Origin of the sequence: Stenotrophomonas sp. CASM106, from assembly GCF_049384825.1 — a bacterium.
GTDB lineage: Bacteria > Pseudomonadota > Gammaproteobacteria > Xanthomonadales > Xanthomonadaceae > Stenotrophomonas > Stenotrophomonas muris.
This window is the reverse complement of record NZ_JBMRFS010000004.1, coordinates 68052-83376: the sequence shown is the minus strand read 5'-3', so window position 1 is coordinate 83376 and position 15325 is coordinate 68052. Positions and strand designations below refer to the sequence as shown.

Genomic DNA, 15325 nt, shown 5'->3' with positions numbered 1-15325 from the left:
GTCAGCGCTCCTCCAGCGGTTCGTCGGCCGCCGACAGCGGGCGTGCCGGCGTGTGGCTGCCATGGTCCAGCGACGGCCCCTCGGCGTACGGCTGCGGCCCGTGGCGCAGGATCTTCACCAGGTACCAGATACCCCAGCCGAACACGAAGGCATAGCCAACCACATAGACGCCCAGCGACAGCGCGGTCATCCACGCACTCTGCGGGCCCACCGCATCAGCGGTGCGCAGTACGCCATACACCACCCACGGCTGGCGCCCCATCTCGGTAACGAACCAACCCGACAGCAGCGCGATGAAACCGCTGGGCAGCATCCAGTTCCAGCCGCGCAGCAGCCACGGCGAATCCAGCAGCTTGTTCCGCCACAGCTGGAAGGCCGACACCCAGGCCAGCAGCAGCATCAGCGTGCCCAGCCCGACCATGATGCGGAAGGCGAAGAACACCGGCGTCACCGGCGGCCGTTCGCTGGCGGGTACCGAGGTCAGCGGGTCGAAGGTGCCGTCCAGGCTGTGGGTGAGGATCACGCTGCCCAGCTTCGGGATGGCCACTTCGAAATCGTTGCGCTCTTCCTTCTCGTTCGGCAGCGCGAACACCACCAGCGGCACGCCCTCGCCTTCCCCGGTTTCATGCCAGTGCGCTTCCATCGCCGCGATCTTCATCGGCTGGTGCTTGAGCGTGTTCAGGCCATGCATGTCGCCGACGAGAATCTGCACCGGCACGGTCAGCGCAGCGAATGCGACGGCGGCGATCAGCATGCGCCGGCCCGCTTCCACGTGCGTGCCCTTGCGCAGGTACCACGCGCCCACGCCACCGATCACGAAACAGGTGGTGATGAACGAACCCAGCGCCATGTGCGCCAGCCGGTACGGGAACGAAGGATTGAACACCACCTGCCACCAGTCCACCGGATGCACCACGCCGTTGACCATCTCGTAGCCGGCCGGCGTATGCAGCCAGCTGTTGGACGACAGGATCCAGAACGTGGAGAACAGCGTGCCCAGCGCCACCATGCAGGTGGACAGGAAATGCAGGCGCGGCGAGACCCGGCCCCAGCCGAACATCATCACGCCGAGGAAGCTGGCTTCCAGGAAGAACGCGGTCAGCACCTCGTAGGTCAGCAGCGGGCCGATGACCGTACCGGCCACCTCGCTCAGCCGCGGCCAGTTGGTGCCGAACTGGAAGGCCATGACGATGCCGCTGACCACGCCCATGCCGAACGACACCGCGAAGATCTTCTGCCAGAAGAAGTACAGCTCGCGCCAGACGGGCAGCTTGGTGCGCAGCCAGCGCCATTCGATGAAGGCCAGCCAGCTGGCCGTGCCGATGGTGAAGGCCGGGAACAGCACGTGGAAACTGATGACGAATCCGAACTGGATCCGGGACAACAACAACGCGTCCAAGGGACGCCTCCTGCCTGCGACCGGTGGGATACCGGACCACTTTAGGAGGATTTCGTTAAGGTGGGATGCGACCGGGTGACGCGCTGCTTCACTTTGTCGCAGGGGTCAACCGTTCTGGTAGCTGCCAGCCTTGGTTGGCACACACGCCCAAACGCCGACCCAGGTCGGCACCTACCAACGGCGACTGGAGCGGCCCACCGCCCGGAGGGCGCCTCAGTGCCAGAAATACCAGGCCGCTGCAGCCAGCAGCGCGCCAAACAACAGCACCTGCACCAGCACATAGACCACGCCACTGTCGCGCGACTCAGCGGCAATGCGCTTCTGCAGCGCCTCGCTCACATCCGGCGTTGCTTCCTGCTGCGCCTGCTCGCGCAACGCCTGTGCCAACACGCGCGCTTCCGCATCGCGAGGATCGGTGGGTGGGTTCACAGCAGCTCTCCGGCAGTGGCATGCCGCGTCAGTTCCTGCTTCAGGACCTGGCGCGCGCGGTGCAGGTGGCTCTTGATGGTACCGCGTGCCAGTCCGGTCACCTGCTCGATCTCGGCCAGATCAAAATCCTCCAGGTAATGCAGGCCGACGATCAGGCGCTGCGGCGCGCTCAGCCGTTCCAGTGCCGCGCCGAGCTGGCGCCCGGCCTGCAGCGCCTCGCTCAACTCGGCGGGCCCGGGGCCTTCATCGCCGATCCCCAGTTCCTCCGGCACCTCCACCGCCACCATCCATTGCGCCTCCAGCCGCCGCCGGCGCAGGTGCTGTAGTGCAGTGGTGTAGGCCACCCGCGAAACCCAGGTACGCAACGAAGATTCAAAGCGGAACCGGTGCAGCTGGCGGAACACGGCCAGGAAGGTTTCCTGCAGCAGGTCAGCCACCTGGTCGCGGTCGCCCACCATGCGTCCGATCACATGCGCGCAGGTGCGCTGGTGGGTCTCCACCAGCTGCGCGAAGGCCGACTGCGAGCCATCGATGATGGCCCGCACCAGGGCCTGGTCCGCGTCGAGCGGCTCGGCGGGCGGTGCCGCCGATACTGCATCGTGGCGGCGACGGCCCCGCAGTGCCGACAGCGCTTCGCCGAGCAGGCTCATGCGCGGGGCGCCCCCTGTGCCCGTGGCATGCGCCGGCTCAGCCCTTGCGTGCGGCAGGACGGGTGAAGTGCCAGGCCAGCAGCTGGCCCAGGCCGGCACTGCCGACCAGCGCGGCAGCGGCACCGAAGGTCAGGTCACGCGCACCGATGGCCTCCAGCAGGGCCATGGCCAGGGCCAGGCAGACCAGGCTGATGCCCCAGCGCAACGCCCCCTGGCGGCGCCGCTCTTCTTCCAGCACGGCCAGCGAGCGGATCACTTCCTCCGGCACGTGCGGGGCCACCAGCTTGCTGCGCGCGCGCGCATCGGCAATGGCATGGATCGCGTAGGCGATGCAGATGAAGAGGGTGATCGGGATCAGTTCCTGCATGGTCGGGCTCCTGTTCGATGGATGATGCGGGTTCAGGAGAATGGATGCGCGACCACGGCAACCGGTTGCACCACTTTGCCAATCCCGCTGCCATGACCTGTGGCCCCTGCCCCTGGCCCTTGCGGCTGCTACGCTTGCCCGGTTTCCTCTACTGGTGCCGTCCGCCCATGTCCCGAGTGCTGCCCCTGTCCCTCCTGCTGTCGGCCGTGCTGGCCGCACCGGCTGCGCATGCCGCGCCGACGCCGATCACCATCGAACAGGCCATGGCCGACCCGGACTGGATCGGTCCGCCGGTCGAGAAGGCCTGGTGGTCGTGGAACAGCCAGCAGGTGGAGTACCAGCTCAAGCGCAACGGCAGCCCGGTACGCGATACCTTCCGCCAGCCTGTGGCCGGTGGCGTGGCCGTGCAGGTGGCCGATGACCAGCGCGGCACCCTGGACGTGGCCGAGCCGGTCTACGACCGCAGCCGCAGCCGCAGCGCCTTCGTGCGCAATGGCGATGTGTTCGTGCGTGACCTGCGCAGCGGCGCGCTGACCCAGCTCACCCGCAGCAACGAGCGCGCGGGCAACGTGAACTTTGCCGCCGACAACGGCGTGATCTGGCGCGTCGGCCAGAACTGGTTCCACTGGACCGCCGCCAGCGGCGTGCAGCAGGTGGCCAGCCTGAAGGCCGAGAAGGACCCGCGTACGCCGCCGAAGGCCGACGTGCTGCGCGACCAGCAGCTGCGCACGCTGGAAACCCTGCGCCGCGACCGCGACCAGCGCGAAGCATTGAAGGACCAGGACCAGCGCTGGCGCCAGGCCGACCCGACCCGCGCACCGGGCCCGGTGTACCTGGGCGCCGACGTCGAGATCGGTGACAGCGTGCTGTCGCCGGACCTGACCCACCTGATCGTGGTGACCAAGCCGAAGGACTTCGACGACGGCCGCACCAGCAAGATGCCGCTGTACGTGACCGAATCGGGCTACGAGGAAACCGAGGACACCCGCACCCGCGTCGGCCGCAACGGCTTCGAGCCACACACCCTGTGGTACGTGGACGTGCGCACCGGCAAGGCCGAGAAAGTCTCGCTGTCCAACCTGCCGGGCATCAGCACCGACCCGCTGGCCGAGCTGCGCCGCAAGGCCGGCAAGGATGCGCTGAAGGGCGAGCGCAGCGTGCAGGTGATGAGCGACTTCATGGGCGGCGGCATCCGCTGGAGCGCCGACGGCCAGCAGGCCGCGGTGATGCTGCGTGCCAACGACAACAAGGACCGCTGGATCATCAGCGTCAATGCCGCCGACGGCCGCGTGCAGAACCGCCACCGCCTGACCGACAACGCCTGGATCAACTGGGGCTTCAACGATTTCGGCTGGATGGCCGATGGCCGCACGCTGTGGCTGTTGTCCGAGGAATCGGGCTTCTCGCACCTGTACACCCAGGCCGGCACCGCCAAGCCGCAGGCGCTGACCAGCGGCAAGTGGGAAACCTCGGCACCGGTGCCGTCGGCCGATGGCAAGGGCTTCTACTTCCTGTGCAACCAGCAGGCGCCGCATGACTACGAAGTCTGCGCGGTCGACACCGGCAACCGCCAGGTACGCGAGCTGACCAGCCTCAATGGCGTGGAGGATTTCTCGCTGTCGCCGGACGGCCAGCAGCTGCTGGTGCGTTACTCCGGTGCCTACCTGCCGCCGCAGCTGGCGGTGCTGCCCAGCACCGGCGGCCAGGCACGCGTGCTGACCGACACCCGCACCGCCGACTACAAGGCACGCCAGTGGATCCAGCCGAAGCTGGTGGCAGTGCCGTCCAGGCACGGTGCCGGCGTGGTCTGGGCCAAGTACTACGAGCCGGAAAACAAGGAACCGGGGAAGAAGTACCCGATCGTGATGTTCGTGCACGGCGCCGGCTACCTGCAGAACGTGCACCAGCGCTACCCGGCCTACTTCCGCGAGCAGATGTTCCACAACCTGCTGGTGCAGAAGGGCTACATCGTGCTGGACATGGATTACCGCGGCAGCGAGGGCTACGGCCGCGACTGGCGCACGGCCATCTACCGCAACATGGGCCACCCGGAACTGGAAGACTACAAGGATGGCCTGGACTGGCTGGTCGACACCCAGCAGGGCGACCGTGACCACGCCGGCATCTACGGCGGCTCCTACGGCGGCTTCATGACCTTCATGGCGCTGTTCCGTTCGCCGGGCACGTTCAAGGCCGGCGCCGCGCTGCGCCCGGTGGTCGACTGGCACAACTACAACCACGGCTACACCAGCAACATCCTCAACACCCCGGACATCGATCCGGAGGCGTACCGCGTGTCCTCGCCGATCGAGTACGCGCAGAACCTGCAGGACAACCTGCTGATCGCCCACGGCATGATGGATGACAACGTGTTCTTCCAGGACTCGGTGAACCTGACCCAGCGCCTGATCGAACTGCACAAGGACAACTGGTCGATCGCACCGTACCCGCTGGAACGCCACGGCTACGTGCGTGCCGATTCCTGGCTGGACCAGTACAAGCGCATCCTCAAGCTGTTCGAGCAGAACCTGAAGTGAGCAACGCCGCGGCCACGATCCGGATCGTGGCCGCGGTCATCCTGGATGACCGCGGCCGGGCACTGCTGGTGCGCAAGCACGGTGCCCGCCGCTTCATCCAGCCCGGTGGCAAGCCCGAACCCGGCGAAGCACCGTTGCAGGCGCTGGCCCGCGAGCTGGACGAAGAGCTCGGTGTGCAGCTGCGCGCCGAGACCGCCATCGCGCTGGGCACCTTCGAGGACTGGGCGGTGAACGAGCCCGGCCACCGCGTGCAGGCCCAGGCGTGGTGGGTGCAGGTGGACGGCACGCCGCAGGCGCGCGCCGAAATTGCCGAACTGGCCTGGGTGCCGCTGCAACCACCGTATGGCCTGCCCTTGGCACCCTTGAGCGAACACCATATCCTGCCGGCGGTCGCCACCCGGGTGACGGCCCGCTGAGCAGGCGGGCGCCGACTGCAAGGACATCGGATGTCAGTGCCGCTCCCGCCGCTTCCCACCCGCACCACGCCACCCGCTCACGCCTGGGTGCGCCCGATGGCGCAGGCGTCGTTCTGGCTGTGCCTGCTGCTGACGCTCTACTTCGTGCTGCAGGCGCTGCTGTTGTGGCCACTGCACGGCACCCCGCTGTGGCAGTCGCTCGCCGGAATGGCGCAGGCGCACCGGGTGCACAGCGTCACTTGGCTGCTGGCCCACCCGGTGGGCGCCTCGATGATCATCGCGCTGGCCTGCCTGGTCTCGACCGCAGCCAGCTGGGGCCTGCTGCGCGAACGCCGCTGGGGCCTGTGGGGCTTCGTGGCGCTGTTGCTGCTGAGCGCACTGGCCAACTTCGCGATCGCCTGGTGGCTGGACGCGTGCATGCGCGATCTCATCGCACTGCTGGCCGATGACCCGGCCCTGCAGCAGGAGCTGCAGCCGCGGCGCTGGATGGTCACCTTCATCGTGGTCGGTACCTCGATCCTGTTCCTCGGCCTGCAGGGCTGGCTGGCCTGGCGCCTGTTGAGGCCGGACATCCGCTCGCGCTTCCGCTGAGCCCCATCCGATTCCCGCTGGACAAGGACCGTCGCATGCGCGTGCTGCCCCTGCTCCCCGCACTGCTGCTGTTCGCCGCGCAACCTGCGTCCGCCGACGCGTTGCGATGTGGCGAGTACCGCAGCACCGAGGGCGCCATGGCGCTGGTGTTCGAATCATCCACTGCCGGTTATCGCGCTCTGGAAGGCCAGGAACACGCGCCTGTGCGCATCGACCGCAGCGGCGGCGATCTGCGCCTGGTATTTCTCGACGACGGTGTATCCACCGCCATCAGCGTGGCTGCCGACGGGGCGCATATCAACGACGGCATGACCGACTTCGAGTTGCATCGACCCCAGGCCTGCCAGCGCGCCCCTGCGCCCGTCACCGACGGCTGCCTGGGCCAACCTGCGCTGTGCATTGCGCGGCTCGCGGATGCGCCGCCGGAACAGGCGCGACGCGCGTGCGAGGAAAGCGTCGGCGCCGGGTGCTCGGCGCTGCTACGCCACTTTCTCGCTGCACCCGCCGCCGCAGCCGGGCAGCAGGACGCGCCATTGCCTGCCGCGCAGCGCACCACGCTGCAGCGGCTCTGCCTGCACCAGCGCGGTGGTCGCTTCTGCACCGAGGTGGCCGAACAGCAGTTGATCGCGCTGGAACCCGCGTTGGCCGTGCAGGCGCTGCAGGTGGTCTGCGATGCTGGGCGCGCCAGTGCCTGCGAACGTGTTGCGCCATTGCGTGAACTCGGCACCGATCTACGCCTCGTGCCTCTCCAGCAAGTGCCCTGTGGCCGCTATCAGGCCGATGGCGGCGCGATCGACAGGCTCGACTTCGGCGATGGCACGCGCGGCCGACTGGAAGACGGCGCCATCCACCTTCAGCAGGACGGCGAAACCCTTGTCCTGCGCCAGCTGGGCAACGGCGATCTGCTTGGCATGGATACGCAGACCGGTTACCAGCGCTACCAGCCGGTGCCCGGCACGGCACAATGCACGCCCCCGCGCGAGGGCCGTGGTTCGCCGTAGCGCCTGGAGTTTCCCGTTCGATCGTCAAGGAGACGACATGCATTCACCCGCACCGCGCCGCCGCTGGCTGGTCTGGGCGCTGCTGCTGGCCGCGCCGATGGCCGCCGCACAGTCACCGCAATGCGGCCTGTTCAAGGCCGACGAAGGCAGCGGCACGCTGCGCATCAGCTCACCGAACCGCGGCGAGCAGAAGCACTTCGGCAGTGCGCCGTCTCCGGTCGCGTTCCAGCAGATCGACGGAAAGCTGCAACTGGTGAACCTGGAGTACGGCCTGCCCAGCGCGTTGCAGGTGCGCGATCGTGGCCGCACGGTCGAGGTGGATGGCACGGTCTACATCCTGCAGGCCCCCGCACAGTGCGCCGCCGCAGCCAGGCCGGCTGAAGGCAGCTGCCTGGCCGATGCGGCGGCGTGCCTGGACAACCGCCGTGAAGCGCCCCCGGCCGCGCTGGAAGCAGGGTGCCGGGAAGGCGTGCCCGGCATGTGCCTGCAGCTGGCCGATCGCTGGCATGACGAGGCCAGGGCGCCGGCCACGCCGGATGAGGCGCAGCAACAGGCCATCCTCGATACCGCACTGGCCGGCATCGAACTGCCTGTGCCGTGCCGGAATGGCGGCTTCAGCAACGAGACACCGGCCTGTGCAGCGGCGCTGGAAGCGGATCCGGCGCTGCAGGATCAGATCGTCAAGGCCGCGATGGGTGCGGCGATGGTCGAAGCCGTGAGCTCCGTGCTGTCACCCTCCACGCCGGTGGTGGTGCCGGCCGCGCAGCGCCAGCAGCTGTTGCAGTTGTGCCAGCAGGTCGGCCATGGCGGCTTCTGCAGCCGCGTGGCCGAGCTCTCGTGGGAATCCGGCGACCCCTTGCAGGCGGTGCAGGCACTGACCACAGCGTGCGCGCCCGGTAAGGAAAGCGCCGCCTGCGAGCGCCTGCCTGCATTGCAGGCGCTGGGCGCCTCGTTGCGGCCGCAGCCGGCTACGGCGCTGCCCTGCGGCACCTTCCGCGCCGCAGGTGGCCTGATGGATACGCTGGACTTCGGCGATGCAGGACGGGTCGGCATCGGCTGGGACAGCCAACTGCGTGCTCGTGTCGAAGACGGCGACATCCGCATCCGCCACGACAAGGGCGGCGACTTCGTGCTGCGGCCGTTGCCCGGGGGCCAGCTGCTGGGCCTGGACACGTGGACACGCTTCCAGGTGTTCGTGCCGACCGGCGAGGGCGCGAGCACCTGCAGCCCGCCGAAACACTACACGGTGCTGCCGCTGCCTCAGGACTGCCCGCAGGCGCTGGCCAGCGGCGGTGCCGAAGCCTGCTGCGCGCAGGGTAAGCTGCAGGGCTGCAACATTCTTGGCAACCGTCTTGCGCTGTCCGGCCAGTGGCGGCAGGCGGCAGAGCACTACACCACCGTGTGCCGTGCCGGCGTGCGCGAGGGCTGCGAAAACCTGGTCGCAGCGCAGGGCCGCAGCAGCGACATCGACGCCCATGCGACGCTGGAGCGGCTGTGTGCCGCCGACCGCAGCGGGCGCCACGTCGCCTGCGACGTGCTGGACACCGGAAACTGGAGCGCCCTGGAGCTGGGCCGTGTCCTGCAGGAGGCGGTGGACGAAGCGACGGCCGAGGACACTCCGGCGCCGCGCGCTTCCAACCGCAAGCGATGAGCCGGCCAAGGCCTGCCCGCAGCTTCGGGCGGGCCCTGCGGTAAAGTAGCGCCATGAACGAATTCGAGCGCGTGCGCACCTACCTCACCGACCTGCAGGACCGCATCTGTGCGGCGATCGAGGCCGTCGATGGCCAGGCCCGCTTCCAGGAAGACCTGTGGCAGCGGGCCGAGGGCGGTGGCGGGCGTACCCGCGTGCTGCGCGACGGCGCGGTGTTCGAGCAGGCCGGCATCGGCTTCTCCGACGTGGCCGGCAGCCGCCTGCCGCCGTCGGCCTCGGCCAACCGCCCGGAACTGGCCGGCGCCTCCTGGCGCGCCACCGGCGTGTCGCTGGTGTTCCACCCGCTCAATCCCTACGTGCCGACCACCCATGCCAACGTGCGCTTCTTCCAGGCGCAGCGCGACGGCGAAGTGGTGGCCAGCTGGTTCGGCGGCGGCTTCGACCTGACTCCGTTCTACCCGTTCGACGAGGACGTGCAGCATTGGCACCGGGTCGCACGCAACCTGTGCACGCCGTTCGGCGACGAGCGCTATGCCGCGCACAAGCGCTGGTGCGATGAATACTTCTTCCTGCGCCATCGCAATGAAACGCGCGGCGTCGGCGGCCTGTTCTTCGATGACCTGCACGGCGATTTCGAGCGCGATTTCGCTTATCTGCGTGCGGTCGGTGATGGCTTCCTCGACGCCTACCTGCCGATCGTGCAGCAGCGCAAGGACGCCGCATATGGCGAGCGCGAACGCGAGTTCCAGCTGTACCGCCGCGGCCGCTACGTGGAGTTCAACCTGGTCTACGACCGCGGCACCCTGTTCGGGCTGCAGAGCGGTGGCCGCAGCGAAAGCATCCTGATGAGCCTGCCGCCGCGGGTGCGCTGGGAGTACGGCTTCACCCCGGAAGCGGGCAGCGCCGAGGCGCGCCTGGCCGACTACCTGGTGCCACGCGACTGGCTCTGATCGTCCGGCGCCACGCCTGATCCGTGGCGCCTTCTTACGCCTGTGGTGCGCCCCGCGCCGGACAGGCCCTGCACTGCCTCCTTCAAGGATGACCCCATGCCTGCTGCTGTTACCTTCCGCCCCCGCGCCGCGGGCTGGCGCTCCCTGCTGTTGCTTGCATTGGCCTCGGCCAGCCTGCCGGCCGCCGCGCAATCGATGGCCTGCGGCACCTACAAGGACGTCGACGGCAACACCACGCTGACCATCGAAAGTGAAGGCCATGGTTTCCTGTCCGGCCCCTACCAGGCCACCGAGCAGCTGCGCATCGCCCGCCAGGAGGACGTGCTCGGCACCGGCAACCTGTCCACCGGCCGCCTGGAAAACTGGTACTTCTCGGACAACGATCGCACGATCAGCACCCCCTATCGCGAATTCACCCGCGAGCACACCGCCGCCTGCAGGACGATGCCGGAGCCCATCGAGGGCGGCTGCGTGATGAACACCTCCGAGTGCCTGGAGGCGTTGCCGGAAGCCGAACCGCTGAAGCTGCATGCCTGGTGCGCCGAAGGCGTGGGCGCGGCCTGCATGCAGCTGCTGGAGACCTACCAGCGGCAGGCCAAGGACGCAGCGCCGGCGCCTGCACGTTCCGAGCCGCCGATGCCGGAGTTCTGCAAGGAGGATTCGGCGTCGTTCAATGCCGAGGGCTGCAGGGCGATCGCCGAGGTGGTCGGCGCCGAGATGATGGGCAAGGCCGTGCTCGGCCTGCAGCATTCGAACGACCCTGTCTTGCCGACCGCGCAGCTCGATGAACTGGCCGCACTGTGCCGGCAGCAGCACGGCGAGGCGTTCTGCGCCGACGTTGCCGAGGCGCTGTGGAGTGGTGGGCGCCTGTTGCAGGCCCATGAGGCGCTGCAGGTGTCGTGCGCCCAGCGCGCGGAGGGCGTGGCCTGCGGCCGCGCCGAGGCGCTTGCCCGACTGGCCTCGGTACCGGCCGCTGCACTGGCCCCGGTGCCGGCTTCCGCGCTGCCCTGTGGGAGCTATGAAGCGGAGTACGGCGTGCTCTCGCAGCTGCGCTTCCTCGATGGTGGCCTGGTGGAAGCCGGGGGCCGCGACCAGCGCCTGCGCGCGATCCTGCAGGACGGGCGCATCCTCATCCATCGCGACGTCGGCAGCGACTTCGTACTGCAGCCGCTGAAGAACGGAAACCTGGCCAGCGTCGACGGCGGCAACCGCTTCGCCTACTACGAGCGCAAGCCGGGCTCAGGCAATGCCAGCTGCGCACCGCCGGTGGCCTTCGTGGAGATCCCCCTGCCGCTGGACTGCCCGACCCTGGACCGCAAGGACGGCGCCAAGGCCTGCTGCACCGATGGCAAGCTGCTGGGCTGCAAGGTTGCCGGCGAGGCACTGTTCAAAAACGAACAATGGGCCGCATCGCGGTCCTACTTCCAGACGCTGTGCAGCGCGGGTGTGCGCGAAGGTTGCCTGGCAATGGCCGCGGTGTATGCGCATACCGCGGATCCGAAGATTCCGCAGGCCATGGCTGCGATCTGCGCGAAGGACGGCAAGGGCACCCACGTCGCCTGCGATGTGGACGCGACGCGCAACTGGCCGGCGCTGAAGGCTGAAGCCGCTCCCTGAGGCCAGGCACCTGTTGAGCCGGGCATGGGCCCGGCGCTACGAGGTCAGGTGCTCTTCCGCGCGATGATCGTGATGTGCCCGGTCGTCTCCAGCAGGGCGATCTGCACGTCCTCGATCTGCAGCCCGCCCTGTTGGCGCAGCGCGGCATCGAAATCGGCCCGGCTGATCAGTTCGCGGCGGAGAACGCCCTCCAACAGCCGGCCATCACGCGCGATCACGGTGGGCTCTCCTTCGATCATCCGCTCCATGCGCCGATTCCGGGTGGTCAACCAGCCCACCCCGTAGTTCAGCACGATCAGGGTGGCCGCCAGCAGCAGGCCACCGCCCAGCGAGGTGTCGGTGCCCAGCAGCGCGTTCTGCACCGCGTTGCCCAGCAGCACGATCAGCAGCACGTCGAAGGGCGTGATCTGCCCCAGAGCCCGCTTGCCGCCCAGCCGGACCATGCCCAGCACCACGACATAGACCACCACCGCGCGCAGGATGAATTCCCACCACGGCATGGCCAGGGCGAACAGGTCGGGCATGGTCTTCCCCTGCAGAACGGTGGCCCAGCCTAGCACCTGGGGTCAGATCCCTTTGCCCGGCGGGCAAAGGGATCTGACCCCAGTGTGTTCCGTACGCGCAATAAAAAGCCCCGCTGACCAGGGGGAGGTCAACGGGGCCGGGGAACGGGCACTTGGGGAGGAGTCCCCGTTCCGAGATCTGCTCCAGGGGATGGGAGAGATCCACAACAGGCGTTGCGCCTGTCGGGAGTTATAGAAGCACTTCGAACACTAACGGTTCGTGAAGGGGCCCCATTTAATGAATTTCAATAGGGGCAACATTCATGGTCGAGTCAGAAACACCCGACTCATGAACAAATTCACGTCGTTTTCGGCCTGAAACACCGTCAGTGCGCTTCGTCCCAGTTGTTGCCGACGCCCGTGTCGACCACCAGTGGCACCCGCAGTTTGGCCGCTTGCGACATGCGCTCCACCACCTGCAAACGCAGGTCCTCGACGAAACTGCTTTCGGTTTCGAACACCAGTTCATCGTGCACCTGCAGGATCATCCGTGCCGGCGCCCCGCTGTCACGCAGCCACTGGTCCACATCCACCATCGCGCGCTTGATGATGTCGGCGGCAGTGCCCTGCATCGGCGCGTTGATCGCCGCGCGTTCAGCACCGGCACGCAGGCCCTGGTTGCGGGCGTGGATGTCGTTCAGGTAAAGGCGACGGCCGAACAGGGTTTCCACGTAGCCCTGGTCACGGGCCTGCTGGCGCATCCGCTCCATGAAGTCGCGCACGCCCGGGTAGCGGCTGAAGTACAGCGCCACGTAGTCCTGCGCCTGGCCACGGTCGATGCCCAGGTTGCGGGCCAGGCCGAAGGCGCTCATGCCGTACATCAGGCCGAAGTTGATGGCCTTGGCGGCGCGGCGCTCGTTCGGGGTCACTTCCTCCAGCGTGCGCCCGAACACCTCGGCGGCGGTGGCACGGTGTACGTCGGCGCCCTGCTCGAAGGCACGCACCAGGCCCGGGTCCTCGGACAGGTGGGCCATGATCCGCAGTTCGATCTGCGAATAGTCGGCCGCCAGCAGCTGGAAGCCTTCCGGGGCGATGAACGCGCGGCGGATGCGGCGGCCGTCCTCGGTGCGGATCGGGATGTTCTGCAGGTTCGGGTCCGACGAGGACAGGCGGCCGGTGGCGGCACCGGACTGGTGGTAGCTGGTATGCACCCGGCCGGTGTCCGGGTTGACCATCTCCGGCAGCTTGTCGGTGTAGGTGCTGCGCAGCTTGGCCAACCCGCGGTAGTCCAGGATGACCCGCGGCAGCTCATGCTGGTCGGCAATCGCCTCCAGCGCCTCTTCATTGGTGCTGGGCTGGCCCTTCGGGGTCTTCACCACCGCCGGCAGCTTCAGCTCGTCGAACAGCACCGCCTGCAGCTGCTTGGGCGAATCCAGGTTGAAGCTGCGCCCGGCCAGCTCGGTGGCCTTCTGCTGCGCGGCCAGCATGCGCGAGGACAGGTCCTGGCTCTGCCGGCGGAGTTCGTCGGTGTCGATCCGCACGCCATTGGCTTCAATGCTGGCCAGCACCGGCACCAGCGGCATCTCGATGTTGCGGTACACGCTGTCCAGCGCCGGCTCGGCCAGCAGCTGCGGCTGCAATGCGTGGTGCAGGCGCAGGGTGATGTCGGCGTCCTCGGCGGCGTAGCGGCTGGCTTCGTCGATGCCCACCTGCGAGAACGGGATCTGCTTGGCGCCCTTGCCGGCCACGTCCTCGAACTTGATGGTGCTGTAGCCCAGGTAACGCAGCGCCAGCGAATCCATGTCGTGGCGGGTGGCGGTGGAATTGAGCACGAAGCTCTCGAGCATGGTGTCGTCGTGGTAGCCCTGCACCGCCACGCCGTGGCGGCGCAGCACATGCAGGTCGTACTTGCCATGCTGGCCCAGCTTCTTCTTCGCCGGGTCCTGCAGCGCCGGGCGCAGTGCGTCCAGCACCTGCTGCATGGGCAGCTGGGCCGGCGCACCCGGGTAATCGTGGCCGACCGGAATGTACGCCGCCCTGCCCGGCTCGACGGCCAGGCTGATGCCCACCAGGCGCGCGCGCATCGCGTCCAGCGCATCGGTCTCGGTATCGAAGCTGATCAGGTCGGCCTGCTGCAGGCGTTCGACCCAGGCCTGCAGCTGCTCGGCGGTCAGCACGGTCTCGTACTCACCCGGCGCGGACAGTGCCGGATCCAGCGTGCCGGCGGCGGGCGCCTCGCCGCTGCCACGGGCGAAGCCAGCGGCGGTGCCGCGCAGGCTCGGGGTCGCCTCGCTGGCGGCCACCGGTGCCGGCACCGGCGCGCCCAGCTCCTTCAGCGCCTGGGTGAAGCCATAGCGCGCATACAGCTCGGTCAGCTCCGGCACATCCTGCTCGCGCAGGGCCAGCGTGGTCGGGCTGGCGTCCAGCTGCACGTCGGTACGGATGGTCACCAGCTCGCGGTTCAGCGGCAGCCGCTCCAGCGCGGCGCGCAGGTTCTCGCCGATCTTGCCCTTCATGGCCGGCGCGGCCGCCATCACCCCATCCAGGTGCTGGTACTCGGCCAGCCACTTGGCGGCGGTCTTCGGCCCACACTTCTCCACGCCCGGCACGTTGTCGACCGCGTCGCCCATCAGCGCCAGCAGGTCGATGATCTGGTCGGCGCGCACGCCGAACTTCTCCATCACCGCCGCGTCGGAATCCATGCGGCTGCCGGTCATGGTGTTGACCAGTTCGATGCCCGGGCGCACCAGCTGGGCGAAGTCCTTGTCGCCGGTGGAAATGGTCACCTTCAGGTCCTGCGCCAGGCCCTGAAGGGCCAGCGTGCCGATCACATCGTCGGCTTCCACGCCGGGGATGCGCAGGATGCTGATGCCCAGCGCTTCGACGATGCGGCACATCGGCTCGACCTGGCTGCGCAGCTCATCGGGCATCGGCGGGCGGTTGGCCTTGTACTGGTCGTACAGGTCGTCACGGAAGGTCTTGCCCGGCGCGTCGACCACGAACGCGACGTAGGCCGGGCGCTCCTTCAGCGTCGAACGCAGCATGTTGACCACGCCGAACAGCGCGCCGGTGGGTTCACCCTGCGCATTGGACAGGGGCGGCAGCGCGTGGAACGCGCGGTACAGGTAACTGGACCCGTCGATCAGGACTAATCTGCTCATGTGCCGATTCTACGCGCCCGTGCCTGCACCGCGGCGACACGGCCCGTACACCG

General features: G+C 68.3%; 13 protein-coding genes. 7 read left to right on the top strand and 6 right to left on the bottom strand.

What is annotated here, in order from left to right; translation table 11 throughout:
- Nucleotide 1 precedes the first annotated feature (1 nt).
- The 4 genes from VG556_RS10905 to VG556_RS10890 all read right to left on the bottom strand — a co-directional run bounded on the left by VG556_RS10905 (nt 2) and on the right by VG556_RS10890 (nt 2845).
- Nucleotides 2–1399: a cytochrome ubiquinol oxidase subunit I gene (locus VG556_RS10905; RefSeq protein WP_100450795.1), complete on the bottom strand. Its 1398-nt coding sequence runs from the start codon at nt 1397–1399 to the stop codon at nt 2–4.
- Between the two features lie 213 nt (nt 1400–1612).
- Nucleotides 1613–1828: a hypothetical protein gene (locus VG556_RS10900; protein ID WP_069117649.1), complete on the bottom strand. Its 216-nt coding sequence runs from the start codon at nt 1826–1828 to the stop codon at nt 1613–1615.
- Nucleotides 1825–2478 carry an RNA polymerase sigma factor gene (locus VG556_RS10895; RefSeq protein WP_100450796.1) on the bottom strand — a complete coding sequence of 218 codons (654 nt, stop codon included), beginning with the start codon at nt 2476–2478 and terminating at the stop codon, nt 1825–1827. The genes VG556_RS10900 and VG556_RS10895 overlap by 4 nt, the downstream gene beginning before the upstream one ends.
- Before the next feature lie 37 nt (nt 2479–2515).
- Nucleotides 2516–2845, bottom strand: a complete 330-nt coding sequence (locus tag VG556_RS10890; RefSeq protein WP_005414880.1) for a hypothetical protein — start codon at nt 2843–2845, stop codon at nt 2516–2518.
- Nucleotides 2846–3012: 167 nt separating this feature from the next.
- Here VG556_RS10890 and VG556_RS10885 point away from each other — a divergent pair, with 167 nt between their 5' ends.
- The 7 genes from VG556_RS10885 (at nt 3013) to VG556_RS10855 (ending at nt 11608) form a co-directional block, all read left to right on the top strand.
- On the top strand, nt 3013–5382 hold the full coding sequence (locus VG556_RS10885; protein ID WP_100450797.1) for a S9 family peptidase: 2370 nt from the start codon (nt 3013–3015) through the stop codon (nt 5380–5382).
- The gene (locus VG556_RS10880) at nt 5379–5798 is read left to right on the top strand and encodes an NUDIX hydrolase (protein WP_075075832.1); all 420 of its coding nucleotides are present in this window, start codon (nt 5379–5381) and stop codon (nt 5796–5798) included. Before VG556_RS10885 ends, VG556_RS10880 begins: the two co-directional genes overlap by 4 nt.
- Nucleotides 5799–5828: 30 nt before the next feature.
- Nucleotides 5829–6389 (top strand): hypothetical protein, encoded by a 561-nt coding sequence (locus VG556_RS10875; RefSeq protein WP_014648857.1) that lies wholly within the window; start codon nt 5829–5831, stop codon nt 6387–6389.
- A gap of 35 nt (nt 6390–6424) precedes the next feature.
- Nucleotides 6425–7390, top strand: a complete 966-nt coding sequence (locus VG556_RS10870) for a hypothetical protein (RefSeq protein ID WP_075075833.1) — start codon at nt 6425–6427, stop codon at nt 7388–7390.
- 37 nt (nt 7391–7427) lie between these two features.
- Entirely contained in the window at nt 7428–9041 is a 1614-nt protein-coding gene (locus tag VG556_RS10865; protein WP_075075834.1) for a hypothetical protein, read from the top strand.
- 53 nt (nt 9042–9094) lie between these two features.
- A complete protein-coding gene (hemF, locus tag VG556_RS10860; protein ID WP_032960638.1) occupies nt 9095–9991 on the top strand; it encodes an oxygen-dependent coproporphyrinogen oxidase in 897 nt (298 codons plus the stop codon).
- Nucleotides 9992–10087: 96 nt separating this feature from the next.
- On the top strand, nt 10088–11608 hold the full coding sequence (locus VG556_RS10855; RefSeq protein WP_111144273.1) for a hypothetical protein: 1521 nt from the start codon (nt 10088–10090) through the stop codon (nt 11606–11608).
- A gap of 44 nt (nt 11609–11652) precedes the next feature.
- Here the strand turns inward: VG556_RS10855 and VG556_RS10850 are convergent, their stop codons facing one another.
- Both VG556_RS10850 and polA read right to left on the bottom strand, forming a co-directional pair.
- Nucleotides 11653–12132, bottom strand: a complete 480-nt coding sequence (locus VG556_RS10850) for a DUF421 domain-containing protein (RefSeq protein WP_046433229.1) — start codon at nt 12130–12132, stop codon at nt 11653–11655.
- Between the two features lie 365 nt (nt 12133–12497).
- A complete protein-coding gene (polA, locus tag VG556_RS10845) occupies nt 12498–15272 on the bottom strand; it encodes a DNA polymerase I (RefSeq protein ID WP_100450800.1) in 2775 nt (924 codons plus the stop codon).
- Nucleotides 15273–15325 lie beyond the last annotated feature (53 nt).